Annotated in this window: 18 protein-coding genes; 13 read left to right on the top strand and 5 right to left on the bottom strand. The window is 72.8% G+C overall.

The genetic code is table 11. The features are described 5' to 3' along the window. Positions 1–82: 82 nt before the first annotated feature. Both madM and madL read right to left on the bottom strand, forming a co-directional pair. Entirely contained in the window at positions 83–847 is a 765-nt protein-coding gene (madM, locus tag F6X53_RS21220; protein WP_151002338.1) for a malonate transporter subunit MadM, read from the bottom strand. Positions 848–852: 5 nt separating this feature from the next. Next, a complete protein-coding gene (madL, locus tag F6X53_RS21215; RefSeq protein WP_151002336.1) occupies positions 853–1,326 on the bottom strand; it encodes a malonate transporter subunit MadL in 474 nt (157 codons plus the stop codon). A 247-nt stretch (positions 1,327–1,573) separates the two neighbouring features. Here madL and mdcA point away from each other — a divergent pair, with 247 nt between their 5' ends. The 7 genes from mdcA to F6X53_RS21180 all read left to right on the top strand — a co-directional run bounded on the left by mdcA (position 1,574) and on the right by F6X53_RS21180 (position 7,852). Next, the gene (gene mdcA, locus F6X53_RS21210; RefSeq protein WP_151002334.1) at positions 1,574–3,220 is read left to right on the top strand and encodes a malonate decarboxylase subunit alpha; all 1,647 of its coding nucleotides are present in this window, start codon (positions 1,574–1,576) and stop codon (positions 3,218–3,220) included. A 185-nt stretch (positions 3,221–3,405) separates the two neighbouring features. Next, a complete protein-coding gene (mdcC, locus tag F6X53_RS21205) occupies positions 3,406–3,714 on the top strand; it encodes a malonate decarboxylase acyl carrier protein (protein ID WP_151002332.1) in 309 nt (102 codons plus the stop codon). A 1-nt stretch (position 3,715) separates the two neighbouring features. Next, the gene (locus F6X53_RS21200) at positions 3,716–4,636 is read left to right on the top strand and encodes a biotin-independent malonate decarboxylase subunit beta (RefSeq protein ID WP_151002330.1); all 921 of its coding nucleotides are present in this window, start codon (positions 3,716–3,718) and stop codon (positions 4,634–4,636) included. After that, positions 4,623–5,339, top strand: a complete 717-nt coding sequence (gene mdcE, locus F6X53_RS21195; RefSeq protein WP_151002327.1) for a biotin-independent malonate decarboxylase subunit gamma — start codon at positions 4,623–4,625, stop codon at positions 5,337–5,339. Before F6X53_RS21200 ends, mdcE begins: the two co-directional genes overlap by 14 nt. Then, positions 5,332–6,009 carry a malonate decarboxylase holo-[acyl-carrier-protein] synthase gene (gene mdcG, locus F6X53_RS21190; protein ID WP_151002325.1) on the top strand — a complete coding sequence of 226 codons (678 nt, stop codon included), beginning with the start codon at positions 5,332–5,334 and terminating at the stop codon, positions 6,007–6,009. Before mdcE ends, mdcG begins: the two co-directional genes overlap by 8 nt. Continuing rightward, complete coding sequence (gene mdcB, locus F6X53_RS21185; RefSeq protein WP_151002311.1) at positions 6,006–6,935, top strand: triphosphoribosyl-dephospho-CoA synthase MdcB; 930 nt, start codon at positions 6,006–6,008, stop codon at positions 6,933–6,935. Before mdcG ends, mdcB begins: the two co-directional genes overlap by 4 nt. Further along, complete coding sequence (locus F6X53_RS21180) at positions 6,932–7,852, top strand: acyltransferase domain-containing protein (protein ID WP_151002309.1); 921 nt, start codon at positions 6,932–6,934, stop codon at positions 7,850–7,852. Before mdcB ends, F6X53_RS21180 begins: the two co-directional genes overlap by 4 nt. Before the next feature lie 4 nt (positions 7,853–7,856). On the opposite strand, the gene F6X53_RS21175 is transcribed toward F6X53_RS21180, so the two are convergent. Further along, on the bottom strand, positions 7,857–8,198 hold the full coding sequence (locus F6X53_RS21175; protein ID WP_151002307.1) for a hypothetical protein: 342 nt from the start codon (positions 8,196–8,198) through the stop codon (positions 7,857–7,859). Positions 8,199–8,378: 180 nt separating this feature from the next. Here F6X53_RS21175 and F6X53_RS21170 point away from each other — a divergent pair, with 180 nt between their 5' ends. Next, positions 8,379–9,257 carry a transglutaminase-like domain-containing protein gene (locus F6X53_RS21170; protein WP_151002305.1) on the top strand — a complete coding sequence of 293 codons (879 nt, stop codon included), beginning with the start codon at positions 8,379–8,381 and terminating at the stop codon, positions 9,255–9,257. Between the two features lie 25 nt (positions 9,258–9,282). Here F6X53_RS21170 and F6X53_RS21165 read toward each other — a convergent pair whose 3' ends face one another. Continuing rightward, complete coding sequence (locus F6X53_RS21165) at positions 9,283–10,326, bottom strand: alpha/beta hydrolase (protein ID WP_151002363.1); 1,044 nt, start codon at positions 10,324–10,326, stop codon at positions 9,283–9,285. A gap of 569 nt (positions 10,327–10,895) precedes the next feature. Between F6X53_RS21165 and meaB the strand changes: the two genes are divergently transcribed. The 3 genes from meaB (at position 10,896) to F6X53_RS21150 (ending at position 13,062) form a co-directional block, all read left to right on the top strand. Further along, positions 10,896–11,888 carry a methylmalonyl Co-A mutase-associated GTPase MeaB gene (gene meaB, locus F6X53_RS21160; RefSeq protein ID WP_151002303.1) on the top strand — a complete coding sequence of 331 codons (993 nt, stop codon included), beginning with the start codon at positions 10,896–10,898 and terminating at the stop codon, positions 11,886–11,888. Next, positions 11,885–12,508, top strand: coding sequence for a pyroglutamyl-peptidase I (locus F6X53_RS21155; RefSeq protein ID WP_280526048.1), 624 nt, complete (start codon positions 11,885–11,887; stop codon positions 12,506–12,508). Before meaB ends, F6X53_RS21155 begins: the two co-directional genes overlap by 4 nt. 209 nt (positions 12,509–12,717) lie before the next feature. Then, positions 12,718–13,062 (top strand): CsbD family protein, encoded by a 345-nt coding sequence (locus tag F6X53_RS21150; RefSeq protein WP_151002301.1) that lies wholly within the window; start codon positions 12,718–12,720, stop codon positions 13,060–13,062. Between the two features lie 46 nt (positions 13,063–13,108). On the opposite strand, the gene F6X53_RS21145 is transcribed toward F6X53_RS21150, so the two are convergent. Continuing rightward, positions 13,109–13,894 (bottom strand): 3-hydroxybutyrate dehydrogenase, encoded by a 786-nt coding sequence (locus F6X53_RS21145; protein ID WP_151002299.1) that lies wholly within the window; start codon positions 13,892–13,894, stop codon positions 13,109–13,111. A gap of 324 nt (positions 13,895–14,218) precedes the next feature. Here F6X53_RS21145 and F6X53_RS21140 point away from each other — a divergent pair, with 324 nt between their 5' ends. After that, the gene (locus F6X53_RS21140) at positions 14,219–15,172 is read left to right on the top strand and encodes an acetyl-CoA carboxylase carboxyltransferase subunit alpha (protein WP_151002298.1); all 954 of its coding nucleotides are present in this window, start codon (positions 14,219–14,221) and stop codon (positions 15,170–15,172) included. 80 nt (positions 15,173–15,252) lie between these two features. Next, positions 15,253–15,957: a DUF1796 family putative cysteine peptidase gene (locus F6X53_RS21135; RefSeq protein ID WP_151002296.1), complete on the top strand. Its 705-nt coding sequence runs from the start codon at positions 15,253–15,255 to the stop codon at positions 15,955–15,957. Positions 15,958–16,059 lie beyond the last annotated feature (102 nt).

Genomic DNA, 16,059 nt, shown 5'->3' with positions numbered 1-16,059 from the left:
ACATCCCGCGCCGCCGTCCCGCCGGGGGAGCCGCGGCGCGCAGGCCCGCCTCCCCGTCAGAGAACGTGCGGCGGGGCTCACCTCATCCCACCAGGGCCCGCACGATCAGGAAGAACAGCGACGGGCCGACCAGGCAGCCGATGCCGGTGTGGAAGGTCGCCGTCAATGCGCCGTAGGGCACGAGCTTGGGGTCGGTGGCGGCGAGCCCGCCCGCGACGCCGCTCACCGTCCCCATCAGGCCGCCGAAGGCCATGGCCGAGCGCGGGTTGTCGAGGCCGATCAGCCGCGCCACCAGGGGCGTGCCCACCATCACCATCACGGCCTTGGTCACCCCGGTGGCGATCGACAGGGCCATGACGGTGGAATCGGCCCCCAGGGCCGCCCCCGTCACGGGGCCGACGATGTAGGTGACGGCGCCCGCCCCGATTGTCGTGATCGAGACCGCGTCGTGGTAGCCGAAGGCCATCGCGGTCAGCGCCCCGACGATGAAGGGCAGCACGGTGCCGAGCGCCAGCGCCACCACGCCGAGGATGCCGGCCCGGCGCGCCTCGATCACGTCCACCTCGAAGGCGGTGGCCACGATGGCGAAGTCCCGCAGCATGGCGCCGCCCATCAGGCCGATTCCGGCGAGCGCCGGAATGTCGGCGACGCCCTTCTGCCCGCCCGTGACGCGCCCGCCCACATAGGCGAGGACGAGCCCGAGCACGATGGCGATGGCGGAGCCGTGGACGCGCCCGCGGGTCAGGCGCTTTCCGACGAAGTTCGAGATCAGCATCAGCGCGCCGACCGCCGCGAAGGCGGTGACGAGGCTCTGCTCGACGAAGACGTGCTCGATCATGTGCAGCATCGCGCTCACCTCCGGTCCGTCGCGAGGGCGGGCGTGGTGGCGGTGATGGGCCGCACCGGCTCGCCGTCGGTGTCTCCGCCGATGACCGAGCCGCCATGCTCGACCTCGGGGCTCGTCGCATCGCTGCGCCGGCCGATCCGGCCGAGGAGGGCCACGAAGGCGAAGCAGATCAGCAGCGAGCCGGTGGCCGCGATGATGACGATCGGGCCGCCGCTCACCGCCGCCACCACGTTCTGCTGGGCCGCCATCGCGACCACGATGGGGATGTACATCGTCGCCCAGAACTCGACGCCGAGCTTGGTGCCGTGGCCGAGCCGGCCGGTCCGGAGCATCCAGACGCGGGCGGCGATCAGCAGGATCATGGCGAGGCCGACGCCGCCGACATTGGCCTTCACGCCGAGGGCGACCCCGAGGAGATCGCCGAGATAGACCCCGACCAGGGTGCAGAGGGCGAGGAGCGCGACGCCGAAGATGGTCATCGTCCGCCCCCGATGCGCGGGTTTGCGGCGAGAACCCATACGGCTCCGGCGCGCGTTGTGTATGCGTACGGCATGAGGCGCTTCCTTCCTGTATCCCTTGATTCGTTTTTATTGGCTTTGAGTATACTTGGTGTTGACTTTTCGGCAAGCCGATATACAACTTCGTGAAGAAGCGCACATTCCGTATGCGGCGGGGGCTCTCGAGAGCCGTCCCGCATATGCGGAGCCCAACCAGGGAGCGGATCGGATGACCGGCTGGCGTCAGGAGCGGGCAGCCCGCGACGCGCGGATCGAGGCGGGGCGGGCGCACGCGGCCGGCAAGGTCGTGGCGGCCTCCGCCGTGGTCGACCTCCTGGAGGCGGTCCTGCGCCCCGGCGACCGGGTCTGCCTCGAGGGCGACAACCAGAAACAGGCCGATTGCCTCGCCAGGGGCCTGAGCCAGTGCGATCCGGCCCGCGTGCACGACCTGCACATGGTCCAGTCCGGCATCGTGCTGCCCGAGCATCTCGACATCTTCGAGCAGGGCATCGCGAAGCGGCTCGACTACTCGTATTCGGGACCGCAGGGCGCCCGCATCGCCCGGATGCTCTATGGCGGCCAGATCGAGCTCGGGGCGGTGCACACCTACCTGGAGCTGTTCGCCCGCTACTTCGTCGACCTGACGCCGAACGTGGCGCTGATCGCGGGCGTCTCGGCGGACCGGGAGGGCAACCTCTATACGGGGCCGAACACCGAGGACACGCCGACCGTCGTCGAGGCCACCGCCTTCAAGAACGGCGTCGTGGTGGCGCAGGTCAACGAGATCGTCGAGCGCGTCCCCCGGGTCGACATCCCGGGCGACCGGATCGACTTCGTGGTCGAGGCCGACAAGCCCTTCTACGTGGAGCCGCTCTTCACCCGCGACCCGGCCGCCATGACGGAGACGCAGATCCTGATGGCCATGATGGCGATCAAGGGGATCTATGCCGAGTACGGCATCCGCCGCCTCAACCACGGCATCGGCTTCGGCACGGCCGCGATCGAGTTGCTGCTGCCGACCTATGCCGAGCGGCTCGGGCTGAAGGGCAAGATCGCCACCCACTGGGCGCTCAACCCGCACCCGACCCTGATCCCGGCGATCGAGTCGGGCTGGGTGCAGCAGGTCCATTGCTTCGGCTCGGAAGTCGGCATGGACCGCTACATCCGCGAGCGGCCGGACGTGTTCTTCACCGGCGCGGACGGGTCGCTCCGCTCGAACCGGGCCTTCTGCCAGACGGCCGGGCTCTACGCCTGCGACCTCTTCATCGGCTCGACGCTGCAGATCGACCTGATGGGCCATTCCTCGACCGTCACCCAGGCGCGGGTGGCGGGCTTCGGCGGCGCGCCCAACATGGGCTCGGACCCGCACGGGCGCCGCCACCCCTCCGACACCTGGATGAAGGCGGGCCGCGAGGCGCAGATCACCGGCGATCCGGCCCTGATGCGCGGGCGCAAGCTCGTGGTGCAGATCGTCGAGACCTTCGGGGAGAAGCTGGTCCCGGCCTTCGTGGAGAAGCTCGACGCCCTCGAACTCGCCAAGACGCTCAAGCTCGAACTCGCCCCCGTGATGGTCTACGCCGACGACGTCACCCACATCGTCACGGAGGAGGGCATCGCGAACCTCCTCCTCTGCCGCAGCGCCGACGAGCGCGAGCAGGCGATCCGCGGCGTGGCGGGCTACACCGAGGTCGGGCGCGGGCGCGACCGCGCCATGGTGGAGCGGCTGCGCGCGCGGGGCATCGTGCGCCGCCCGGAGGATCTCGGCATCGAGCCCCTCGACGCCGACCGCTCGCTGCTCGCGGCGCGGTCGATCAAGGACCTCGTGCACTGGTCGGGCGGCCTCTACGAGCCGCCGGCGAAGTTCCGCAACTGGTGAGGATCGCGGGCGATGCCGCTCACCGCCGAAACGCGGCGCGTCCGCCCCGGCGCGCATCCGCTCTCCCGCACGGGCGCGCACGTCTTCCGCACGGGCGCGCATGTCTCCCACACGGGGCGCACGCCTCCCGCAGGGAGGCGCATGATGGTGTCCCGGCGCGGACCGGAACCCAGGAGTCCTGAGCTATGGAAAAGCTGACCTTCCGGCACACCACCAAGGCGCCGCTCGCCGGCGCGAAGGCCCAGGCGATCACCGGTGTGGTGGCCTCCGGCAACCTCGAAGTGCTGCTCGAGCGCACGCTCGCGCCCGATGCCTGCACGGTCGAGATCGAGACGCCGATCAACGGCTACGGCGACGTCTGGGAGGCGGTGGTGGCGGATTTCGTGGCGCGTGCCCAGCCCGGCGGGATCCGCATCACGGTCAATGACGGGGGGGCCCGCCCCGACACCGTGTCCCTGCGCCTCCTGCAGGGCGCCCGGCTGATGGAGGTCTGACGTGAGCGACCGGATGACCGACCCCGGCGCGGCGAGCTGGTACGAGGCGAGCGCCCGCGCCCGCCTCGACGGGCTTCTCGATGCCGGGACTTTCCGCGAGTTCATCGGCCCCGAGCAGCGCCGGATGAGCCCGCACCTGCCCCTGTTCGACCTGCCGCGCGCCTTCGACGACGGGATGATCGTGGGCGCCGGCCGGCTCGACGGGCAGGCCGTGCTCGTGGCCGCGCAGGAGGGCCGCTTCATGGGCGGCGCCTTCGGCGAGGTGCACGGCGCCAAGCTCGTGGGGCTCTTGCGCGCGGCCCTGGCCCGCAAGCCCGCCGCCGTCCTGATCCTGTTCGACACCGGCGGCGTGCGCCTGCAGGAGGCCAATGCCGGCGAGACCGCCATCGCCGAGGTGATGCGGGCGATCGCGCAGGTGCGCGCGGCGGGCGTGCCGGTGATCGGCCTGATCGGCGGGCGCGCCGGCTGCTACGGCGGCGGCGGCCTCATCGCCGGCACCTGCTCGCGGCTCGCGGTGTCGGAGGGCGGGCGCATCAGCGTCTCGGGCCCGGAGGTGATCGAGACCAACAAGGGCGCGGAGGAATTCGATTCGCGCGACCGGGCCCTCGTCTGGCGCACCATGGGGGGCAAGCACCGCCGCCTCACGGGCGGGGCGGACGCCTTCGTGGACGACACGGTGGCGGCCTTCCGGGCGGCGGCGCTCCGGTTGATCGGGACCGCGCCGGCCTTCGACCTCGCGACGCTCGAGGCCGAGCAGGCCCGCCTGGAAACCCGGATCGCGCGCTTCGGCGATTGCCGCGACGGCACGGAGATCTGGGCGAGGCTCGGGGCCAACGACCCGGCCGCGATCCCGGCCATGACCACGGCGGAGTTCGACGCCCTGCTGACCCAACTCGGGGAGACCACCCATGACGCTCGCTGAGATCCTGGCCTCGCTCTTCCCCGACGGCCACGCGGTCTCGGTGGCGGACGGGCTCGTGAGCGGCGACGGCCCGTTCGGGACCGGCCGCCTCGCGGTGATCGGCATCGACGCCAACACGCCCCTCGGGGTCGAGGGGGCGGCCCGGCTCAGCCGTCACGTCCTCGACGTGCTGCGCCGGGGCGGCGGCACGCCGATCCTCGTGGCCATCGATTCCGACAGCCAGCGCATGAGCCGGCGCGACGAGCTCCTCGGCCTCAACGAGTACCTGGCCCATCTCGCCAAGGCGCTGCTGCTGGCCGATGCCAGCGGGCACCCGACGGTGGGCCTCGTCTACGGCCACACGGCGGCCGGCGCCTTCATCGCCACCGCGCTCGCCACCCGGGTCCTCGTGGGGCTCCCCGGCGCGCATCCGAGCGTGATGGACCTGCCCTCGGTCGCCCGGGTCACCAAGCTGCCCCTCGAGCGGCTCGAAGCCATGGCCAAGGACACGCCGGTCTTCGCGCCCGGCCTCGACAACATGGTGCAGACCGGCGCCGTGCAGGCCGTGCTCGACCCAGGGCAACCGCTCGGCCCCCAGATCACGGCCCTGATCGACGCGATGCCGGAGAGCGACACCCGCGACGCCCTCGGGCGGTCGCGGGCCGGCCGCCCGGTGGCGCAGGAGATCGCCGCGCAGGTGGTGCGGGACGCAAGCCTTGCCTGACCCGCTCCGGCCCGAGCCCCGCCGGCGCCACGACCTGCTCGACCTGGAGCCGGACGCCTGGGCCGCCGCGCTCGCGGCGCGGCCCGACCTCGCGGGGGTGCCGCGCGTGGCGGATTGGGCCCAGCGGGGCTGGCCGGTGATCCTGCGCCGGCGCAACCCGGGCGAGGCGGCCGGCGCCGTTCCGGTCGGCCTGCCCCTGCCGCCCGCGGAGGGCAAGCGCCGCATCGGCCTCGGCCTGCCCGCCGCGGCGGTGCGGCCGCGCCCGCCCGTCGCCCTGGCGCAGGCCAGCGGGACGGCACCGGAAGCCTGGCGCCCGACGCTCGCGGCCCTCGACGCCCTCGGGCGCCGCCACGGCGTCGCGCCGCGCGTGTTCGGCGGCCTGCTCTGGCAGCACCTCACCGGCCTCGCCTATCTCTCCGACACCTCCGACCTCGACCTGCTCTGGCCCGTCGCCGGCGCGATCGACCGCCGCCTGCTCGATGCCCTCGCGGCGATCGAGCAGGCGGCGCCGATGCGCCTCGACGGCGAGATCGTCCTGCCGGACGGGCGGGGGGTGAACTGGCGCGAATTGCACGCCGCCTCCCCGGACGACACGGTGCTGACCAAGCACCGCGACGGCCTCGCCCTCTGCGCGGCCCGCGCGCTGGGCTACGCCGGAGAGGCCGCATGAGTGCGACGGCCCCGGCCCGGCCGGCCCTCGCGGGCTCCGCGCTCATCGCGCCCGGTTCCATCGAGCCCGGCCAAGCCGATTCCATCGCCCGGCTGGCCGTCTCCTGCCTACGCGGCGAGCTCGAGACCTATCCCAAGCCCGGCCTCGTCTCCCACATCGACAGCGGCAGCCATGCCGACATGGATGCGGGCACCTTCCGGGCCAGCGCCGCTTCCCTCGAACCCTTCTTCGCCGACCTCGCCCAAGCCGGGGCGGCCGGGGTGCCGATGCCGGGGCTCCGCCGTATCGGCCTCACGGCCGAGGCCGCCATGCGGGAGGCGACCGGGGGCGTGAACACCCATCGCGGCGCCATCTTCGGGCTCGGCCTTCTCTGCGCCGCCGCCGGGGCGACGGGGCTGGCGCGGGCGAGCGCGGACCGGAGCGCCGGGGAACCGGCGCGCGCTCGCGCCATCGGCCCCCTCGGCGCCCTGGTCCGGGCCCGCTACGCAACGGGCATCCTCGACGGGCCGGTGCTGCTGCACGCGCCCGGGGCGCGGGCGCGGCGGCGCCACGGGATCGGGGGGGCGCCGGCGGAGGCCGCCGCCGGCTTCCCGACCCTCTACGGGATCGGCCTGCCGGCCTATCGCCGCGGGCGGGCGCTGCGCCCGGAGGATCCGGAAGCCGCGCGGGTCGAGGCCTGCCTCGCCCTGATCGCGCATCTGGAGGACACCAACCTGCTGCACCGGGGCGGCCCGGAGGGCTACGCCTTCGCGCGGATGCAGGCCCGCCGCCTCCTCGCCGAGGGGGGCGTCGCCCGGGCGGATTGGCGGGCGCGGACGGAGCGTCTCCACCGCGCCTTCGTGGCCCGGAACCTCAGCCCGGGCGGCGCGGCGGACCTTCTGGCGATGGTGCTGTTCGTCGCCGCGGTCGAGGGAGGCGCGGCGTGACGCTCGCGGTGCTGCTCTCGGGCCAGGGCGGCCAGCACGCGGGCATGTTCGACCTCACCGCCGATCATCCGGCCGCGCAGACGGTCTTCGCCGAGGCGACGCCGCTCCTCGGCGCGGATCCGCGCGACCTCGTCCGCAGCGGCGGCCCGCGCCTGCACGAGAACCGGACCGGGCAGATCCTCGTCTGCGCGGCGGGCCTCGCGGCCTGGACGATCGTGGCGGCGGCCCGGCCCGCGCGGGTCGTGGTCGCGGGCTACAGCATCGGCGATCTCGCCGCCTGGGGCTGCGCCGGGCGGTTCGCGCCCGGGACGGTCCTGCGCCTCGCCGCCGCCCGGGCCGAGGCGATGGACGCGGCGGCCGCGCCCGGCCACGGGCTCGCGGGCATCCGGGGCCTTCCCGTCGCACGGATCGACGCGATGGCGCGCGCGCGGGGCTGCCACCTCGCGATCCGGAATGCGCAGGACAGCGTCGTGGTGGGGGGCGAGCGCGGGGCCCTCGAGGCCCTCTGCGCCGAGGCGCTGGCGGCCGGGGCCCAGCGCGCGGTCTTGCTGCCCGTGCATACGCCCTCGCACACGCCGCTCATCGCGGCGGCGACAGGGCGGTTTCGCGAGAATCTGGCGGAGGCGCCCGGGCTGCGCCCGCGGGAGGGACCGCGCCTGCTCAGCGGCCTCGACGGCGCGCCGGTCTTCGACGCGGCGGCGGGGCTGGAGAAGCTCGCCCTGCAGATCTCGCGGACGATCGATTGGGCCGCCTGCCTGGAGGCGGCCCGGGAGGACGGCGCGGACGCCGTCCTGGAACTCGGGCCGGGCCATGCGCTGGCCACCATGGCGCGCAGCGCCCTCCCGGACGCGCGGGTCCACGCGATCGAGGATTTCCGCTCGGTCGCGGGGGTGACGGACTGGCTCCGCGGGCGCTGAGCCCTCAGGAATCGAGGGTGTCGTCGTCCTCGTCGATGTCGAGCAGGAAGACGATATCGGCCTCGTCCTCGTCCTCCTGCGTGTCGCTCGAATCCGCGTGGCGCGGGTCGGATTCGAAATCCGCGTCCGCATCGTCCTCGGCCAGCGCGTCCTCGAAGATCTCGACCTCGTCCTCGGTGGCCGGGCGGATCTTCAGCTCGGAGGTGCCGTTCCAGAGCGGACGGCCCTCGGTGGTCATCGCCTGGATGTCCTCCTTGAAGCCGTCGCAGGTGAAGAGGTCGCGCGCGACCTCCTCGGTCCCGTTGATGACCGCCACCGCCGTGCCGTCGATCTCAAGGGTGAACATCGGTCGAAATCCCTCTGCGTTTGTCGCGCTGACCCTGTAGGGGTGAACGCACGGCCCGCCAACCCTCGGGCCGCGCCCGATATCGTCACGCGCTCGTCATCCCCGCATCGTCTGAAACGGCGGAATCCTTGCAGGAGCCCGCGGGCGCGATCACCCCTCACCAACGAAGGACCACAGCCCATGCGGATCAGGCTCGGGTGCGAACTGAGCTATGCCTTCCCCGACCCGACGCCGATGATCGTCATGCTCAACGTGCATCCGTCGCGGGTGCCCGCCCTGGAGGGCGACGACGCGCTCAGGACCGAGCCGCCGGTCCTGGTGGAGACCTACCGCGACAGCTTCGGCAATCTGTGCGGCCGCCTCGTCGCGCCGGCGGGCAACTTCACGATCGGGACCGACGTGGTGATTCGGGACGGCGGGCTGCCGGACCCGGGCGAGCCCGAGGCCGAGCAGCACGCCATCGAGGCCCTGCCGGCCGAGACGCTGCTCTACCTGCTGCCGAGCCGCTACTGCGAATCGGACCTCCTCTCGAACGAGGCGTGGCGGCTCTTCGGGCATCTCACGCCCGGCTGGTCGCGGGTGCAAGCGGTCTGCGACTTCGTACACGCGCACGTGACCTTCGGGTACGCGTTCTCGCACCGGGACCGGACCGCGATGGACGCCTATGCGGGCGGGCGCGGGGTGTGCCGGGACTTCGCCCACCTCGCCGTCGCGTTCTGCCGCGCCCTCAACGTGCCGACGCGCTACTGCACCGGCTATGTCAGCTTCATCGGCGAGCCGGAGCCGCACGCGACGGGCGATTTCGCGGCCTGGATGGAGGTGTTCCTCGGGGGGCGCTGGCACGTCTTCGACCCGCGCAACAACCAGCCGCGGATCGGGCGCGTGATGGTGGCCTTCGGGCGCGACGCCGCCGACGTGCCGCTCACCCACACCTTCGGGCCGAACGCCCTGGTCGGCTTCCGGGTCTGGGCCGACGAAGTCGCGGCGCTCGCGGCGCTTCCCGATGCGCTGCCGGGCGCGGTCGAGCCGCCGCAGACCATGACGACCCGCACGGCCTGAGCCGCGCCCCGGTCCGGGCGGCGCCTCAGGCGCCGCCGCCGCCCCGCGCGATCGCGCGCTTGACCACGCCCTGGACCTCGGGATTCGAGAGGAACAGGTCGTGGTTGATCAGGCCGCCGCCGTAATCGGAGGCATCGGCCACGCGCACGCCGAGGGCCTCCAGGCGCTCCCGGTCGGCGGCGCCGGCCCGGACGATCCCGCCCGCGATGGTGCTCGACAATTCGAGGGCCCGGTCGTTCGTCGAGGAGATCACCGTGATCTTGTGGACGTCGGGCCCGAGGCGCTCGACCCCCTTGGTGAACAGGTCGATGTCGATGTCGGGAGCCGCGAGCACGACCGCGCCGATGCGCGCCATCGCGGCCTCGCCGGCCTCCGCACGCAGCATGCGCAGGGTCTCCAGCGTCAGCAGCGTGCCCATGGAATGGGCTACGATGTTGATGCGCCCGCCGCTCGGCGAATTGGCCAGGGCCTTGAGCAGATCCTCGAAGGCGTCGCGGGACCAGAGCGCGCTCTCGCGGTCATAGCCGTAATCGAAGGTCGCCGCCGCGGAGGGCCAGGTGAACAGGCCCGAGACCCCGCGGAAGCGAATGCCGTCCGAGAGGCGCGCCGCGCTGACAGCCGCCGATTCGAAGCTCTCGCGGTAGCCATGGACGTAGATCAGCACGTCGCGCCCGAGGGCCGCCTGCGCGAAGGCATCCGCCGCCGAGGCGCCGGACTCGACCTTGGGCACCGCCCCGATGGTCCAGTCGCCCGTGACGACGGCCGAGACCTTGCCGAGGAGCGAGCGGTCGGGGGGCGACAGGCGCACCTCGGCGAAGCTCAGGCCGCGGCCGCGCTCGGAGTTGAAATAGGGCGATCTCGGCGGGCTGCCGACGGGCTTGCGGGTCGTGGCGACGAGCAGGACCGGCATCACGTCGAGGGCCGATTGGCGCTCGGGCGTCACCACCGCGCCGGTGACGAGGCCGTCCGCCACGCAGGCCCCGAGGCTCGGCGCGAGGCCCGCCGCCCCCACCAGGGCGCCGAAGCGGACGAAGGCCCGTCGAGTCAGCCGATCTGTCTGGCGCTTCATGATGCTGATGGCCCCGCGCGGATGGCCGGACGCCGATGCGCCCGGTCCGGTCTTCCCTAGCCCCTGGCTCACAATCTTGGCCATGACAGGGCACGGGCCTGACGGGGCCGCATGTGAATTGCGGGCAGGCCCCGGGCTGTTGCGCGGGCGGCACAGGGTTGGCGGCTCACCCCTGGGTTGCTTGCCGCGGGCCCGGGCGGATCGGATAGTCCCGGGATTCAGGCGGCTCCTTTCCGATCGCGACGGCCCGTGGGCAGACGGGCTTGCGGCGAGCTAGCCCGGCGCCGCCGTTCGAGTGGGCAGATCGGAGAGGGGGTGAACGATGTGATCGGATTCCCGATCATCACCATCACGGTGACGAGAAACGCCAGCGCGTGGTCGCTGACCATCACGCTGGCGCTGATCTAGGGATCACGTCATCCGTCGCCTGAACAGGACGCCGCGAGACTGCAACTCTTGCGGCGTCCGCCATCGGCTCAGGCGATGGCTGAAACATAGCCCGAAACCCGGCCTGTTTCAATTTCGCGCCGCCCCTCGACGAACGGCCGCGCTCCCGCCATGAAGGGCGCATGGCCCCTCCTCCCGCCCTCGACCTCGACACGCTCCGCGAACGCCTGCTGGCCGGCAACCGCGCCGCCCTCGCGCGCGCGATCACGCTGGCCGAATCGAAGCGCGCGGATCACCGGGCGGCGGCCCGCGACCTGATCGACGCGGTGCTTCCCCAGACCGGCCGGGCGATCCGGGTCGGCATCACGGGCGTCCCCGGGGTGGGGAAATCCACCACGATCGACGCGCTCGGGGCGAACCTCACAGCGGCCGGCCACAAGGTCGCGGTGCTCGCCGTCGATCCCTCCTCGTCGCGGACCGGCGGCTCGATCCTCGGCGACAAGACCCGCATGGCGCGCCTCGCCGTGGACCCGAACGCCTTCATCCGCCCCTCCCCCTCCTCCGGCACCCTCGGGGGCGTCGCGGCCAAGACCCGCGAGACCATGCTGCTCTGCGAGGCGGCGGGGTTCGACGTGATCCTCGTCGAGACGGTCGGCGTCGGCCAGTCCGAGACGGCGGTGGCCGACCTCACGGACTTCTTCCTCGTCCTGATGCTGCCGGGCGCCGGCGACGAGCTGCAGGGCATCAAGAAGGGCATCCTCGAACTCGCCGACATGATCGCGGTCAACAAGGCCGACGCGGGCGAGGGCGAGCGCCGCGCCAACGCGGCGGCCTCGGAATACCGCGCGGCCCTGCACATCCTGACGCCGCCCTCGGCCACCTGGACGCCGCCCGTGGTGACGATCTCTGGCCTCAACAACACGCGCCTCGACGCGATGTGGCAGAAGGTCGTCGATCACCGCGAGAAGCTGACGGCCACGGGCGAGATCGCCAAGCGCCGCCGCGAGCAGGATGTGAAGTGGATGTGGGCCCTCGTGCACGAGCGCCTGCACCAGCGCCTCGTCGGCTCCGCCGAGGTGCGCCGGGCGACCGCCGAGGCGGAGGCGGCGGTGGCGGGCGGCGCGCATTCCCCGGCCGCGGGCGCGGAGGCCATCGCGACCCTGATCGGCCTGTGAGGAGAGCCGGCCCCCTCCTGATCACCGGGTTCGGCCCTTTCCCGCGGATGCCCGAGAACCCGAGCGCGGCGCTCGCCCGCCGCCTCGGCAGCCTGCCGCGGCTGCGCCTCGCGCTCGGGCAGCGGCCGCGCGTGCTGGTGCTGCGCACCCGCTACGACGCCATTCCGGAGACCTTCGCGCCCGCCCTCGCGGAGGGCCCGTCGGCCGTGCTGATGTTCGGCGTCGCCGGCGGCGCCAAGCGGCTGCGGGTGGAGATGCGGGGCCGCAACCGGGCGAGCCGCCTGTTCCCGGACGCCTCCGGCACCCGGCCCGCGCGCCTGACCCTCGCGGCCGACGGCCCGGCGGAACGGCGCAGCCCGGCGGCGGCGGCGGCGGGCGTCATCCTGCGCCGGCACGGCGTGCCGGCCACCGCCTCGCGGGATGCCGGGCGATATCTCTGCAACGCGAGCTATTACCGGGCGCTCGCGGAGGATTGCCCGGTGCTGTTCCTGCACATCCCGCCCCGAGGGCGGACGCGGCGGCCGCAGCATCAGCGCCTCCGGATCGATCCGCAGCGGGTCCTGTGGGCGCTCGCCGAGATCGCCGCGATGCTGGCGCGGCGGGGCCGCACCGGCCGCTGAGCGAATCCGGCCGGAGAGTCGCGGCGATCCATGCGGGGGTTTACCCTGCCTTGGCGTGGGAGGGGACGTGCCCGTACTCACGCGGGGCTTCTCGGGAAAAACCGCGGCGTGGCGGTGCACAAATGCCTCCTCGGGCGTTTGGTGACCGACGGATACCGGCGGCCGCGCCCCCCGCGCAGCCGCACGGAGACCGAGAGAGGAGACCAACCATGGTTGATACGGATCGCATCGCCGGCACCGCCAAGGAACTCGGCGGCAAGGTTCAGGGCACCGCGGGCGACTTCGTCGGATCGTCGCGCGATTCCGTCGAGGGGCGCTTCCGCGAGGCGCAGGGCAAGGCCCAGGACGCCTACGGCCAGGCCAAGGACACCCTGCGCGACGTCGCCGACGACGCCGCCGACTATGCCGGCGACGCCTATGACCGGGGCAGCGCCTACCTGCGCGACGGCAGCCGCGTCGTCGGCTCCCGCGTCGAGGAGAATCCCCTCATCGCGCTGCTGATCGCCGGCGCGGTCGGCTACGGCCTCGCCCTGCTGCTGCACGGGCGCCGCTGAGGCTCCGGCCCGCCCTCCGGCCGCGACGGCCGGAGGGCGGGCCCCGCTACTGCGCGGTCCAGCCGCCATCGACCGAGAGGTTGGCGCCCGTCATCTGGGTCGCGGCGGACGAGCACAGGAAGACCGCGATCGCCGCCACCTGGTCGACCGTGACGAATTCTTTCGTCGGCTGCGCCTTGAGGAGCACGTCCTCGATCACCTGCTCCTTGGTCAGCCCGCGCGCCTTCATGGTGTCGGGGATCTGGCTCTCGACGAGCGGCGTCCAGACATAGCCCGGCGAGATGCAGTTCGCCGTGATGCCGTGGGTGGCGAGCTCGAGGGCCACCGACTTCGTGAAGCCCGCGATGCCGTGCTTGGCCGCGACATAGGCCGACTTGAAGGGCGAGGCCACGAGGGAATGGGCCGAGGCCACGTTGATGATCCGCCCGAAGCCCCGCGCCTTCATGCCCGGCACCGCCGCCCGCACGGTGTGGAAGGCCGAGGACAGGTTGATGGCGATGATGGCATCCCACCGCTCCGGCGGGAATTCCTCGACCGGGGAGACGAACTGGATGCCGGCATTGTTGACGAGGATGTCGACGCGCCCGAACGCACCCTCGGCCTCAGCGATCATCCCGGCGATCTCCGCGGGCTTCGTCATGTCGGCGCCGGAATAGAGGGCCCGCACCCCGAACTCGGCCTCGATGCCGGCGCGGGTCGCCTCGATCGCGTCGGCCTCGCCGAAGCCGTTGAGCATGACGTCGGCGCCCTCGCGCGCGAGCGCCTTGGCGATGGCGAGCCCGATGCCGCTCGTGGAGCCGGTGACCACGGCGGCCTTGGATGTGAGACTCATGGTGTCCTCAAGCTTGGCGGCCCTGCCGCGAGGCGGCCGCGGCGGCGGTCCCGTGTTGTAGCGGCAGGCGGGCGGCCCGGTCACCCGCCCGGGGCGTGACGCTCGCGCGAAGCTGTCGCCGCCCCGGTCGGGACGCCCCGGCGCCGTTGACAGGCCGGCCCCGCTTCGCCAGTTTCCGCGGCGCTCGAAGGCTGGGCTTCTCGCGGCGGCGCCGTATCGTTGCCATATGCGCCTGCGAGACGGCCCCCGGACGGCCTCTTCTCGGCTCGGACACGCGCGGTGGGCCGGACCCTCTTTCCCGATTCGATCTCCGACGACGGTGTGATGCGCTCCTATCTGGACTTCGAAAAGCCCGTCGCGGAGCTGGAGGCGAAGCTCGAGGAGCTGCGCGCCATGGGCGCGCGCGACGGCGCCGTCTCGATCAGCGAGGAGGTCGGGCGCCTCGAGGTCAAGGCGGCCCAGGCGCTCGCGGAGATCTACGCCAACCTCACCCCCTGGCAGAAGACGCAGGTCGCCCGCCACCCGCAGCGGCCGCATTTCGTCGATTACTGCGCCGGGCTGATCGCCGAGTTCACCCCGCTCGCCGGCGACCGCAGCTTCGGCGAGGACGAGGCGATCGTGGGCGGCTTCGGGCGCTTCCAGGGCCGGCCGGTCTGCGTGCTGGGCCAGGAGAAGGGCTCCACCACCGAGACGCGGCTCCGGCATAATTTCGGCATGGCCAAGCCGGAGGGCTACCGCAAGGCCGCGCGCCTGATGGAGCTCGCCGACCGTTTCGGCCTGCCGGTGCTGGCCTTCGTCGACACGGCCGGCGCCTTCCCGGGCATCGAGGCCGAGGAGCGCGGCCAGGCCGAGGCCATCGCCCGCTCCACCGAGGCCTGCCTGGCGCTCGGCGTGCCGAACGTCGCCCTCGTGATCGGCGAGGGCGGGTCGGGCGGCGCCATCGCGCTCGCGACCGCCAACCGCGTCCTGATGCTGGAACACGCGATCTACGGGGTGATCTCCCCCGAGGGCGCCGCCTCGATCCTGTGGCGCGACCAGGGCCGGGCCCACGACGCGGCCACCGCCATGAAGATCACCGCGCAGGACCTACTGCGCCTGGGCATCATCGACACAATCGTGCCGGAGGCCACCGGCGGCGCGCATCGCGACCGGGATGGCGCGATCGCGGCGGCGGGCGGTGCACTCGCGGCGGCGCTCGCGGAGTTCGACGGGATGGGGGCCGCCGAGATCCGCGACCGGCGGGCCGCCAAGTTCCTCGAGATCGGGCGCAAGCTGTGAACCGGAGCGGGGACGGTCCGTCCGGGACCCGCCCCATCTCCCTTGCTCCCTTCGCGTCCGTTCCCTTCGCTTCCGTCCCCTTGGCCGCCGGCCTCCTGCGCTCGTTGCGCCGCCTCGGCGGCCGGACGCAGCGCGAGCCGGGGCTCGCCAACCACATCTCGCTCGGCACCCATTGCCACATGGCGCAGGTGCTCAAGGATCTCGGCCTGCGCACCTGGTCGGGGCCCTTCGACTGGATTTTCTCGACGCCCGGCATGGTCCGCGACTGTCTGGCGGACGATTTCGCGGCGCTCACCGACCGGTCCGAGCTCGAGACGATCCCGCTGGCCGAGCGGCCGGAGCCCGATATCGGCCGTTGCCGGCACAATCTCTACCGGGCGCGCTACCACCACCCTTGCGTCTTCAACCATCACGATCCGGCCTCCAGCGAGGCCGATTACGCATTCCTGACGGAGGGCGTGCGCCGGTTCCGGGCGGCCTTGGGCAACCCCGCGGCCCGCAACCATTTCTGGTTGATGACGGCGCTCCCCATCGAGGACGGCGTCCCGGCGGGTATCTGCGACGTTTTGGCGCGGGCCGGCGGGAAGAACCGCTTAACCCTGATTCAGGTCGCGGCCGGGGCGCCGCAGCCGGGCGCGACCCTGCGCGAGGCGGGCCCGAACCTGCGCTGGCTGACCTTGGAGACCGTCTCGCCCTCCATCGGGCTGCGCTTCGCCGATCCGGCCGACGACCATGCCCTCGCGGCCCTCGTCGAGCGTGAAACCGCACGTGCCGACGCGTCATGACCGGTCTTCACAGGAAGGCGCCGGCGTGTCTTCCGGATCATTGCGGTAAGGCCTGGGTAAGTTTAACGGGGCTAATGGGTTGGGGAGTGACGTTCGACGGGT

It is taken from the genome of Methylobacterium soli (assembly GCF_008806385.1).
GTDB lineage: Bacteria > Pseudomonadota > Alphaproteobacteria > Rhizobiales > Beijerinckiaceae > Methylobacterium > Methylobacterium soli.
Note: the sequence above shows the minus strand (reverse complement) of the source record. Positions and strands in the feature narration are given on the sequence as shown.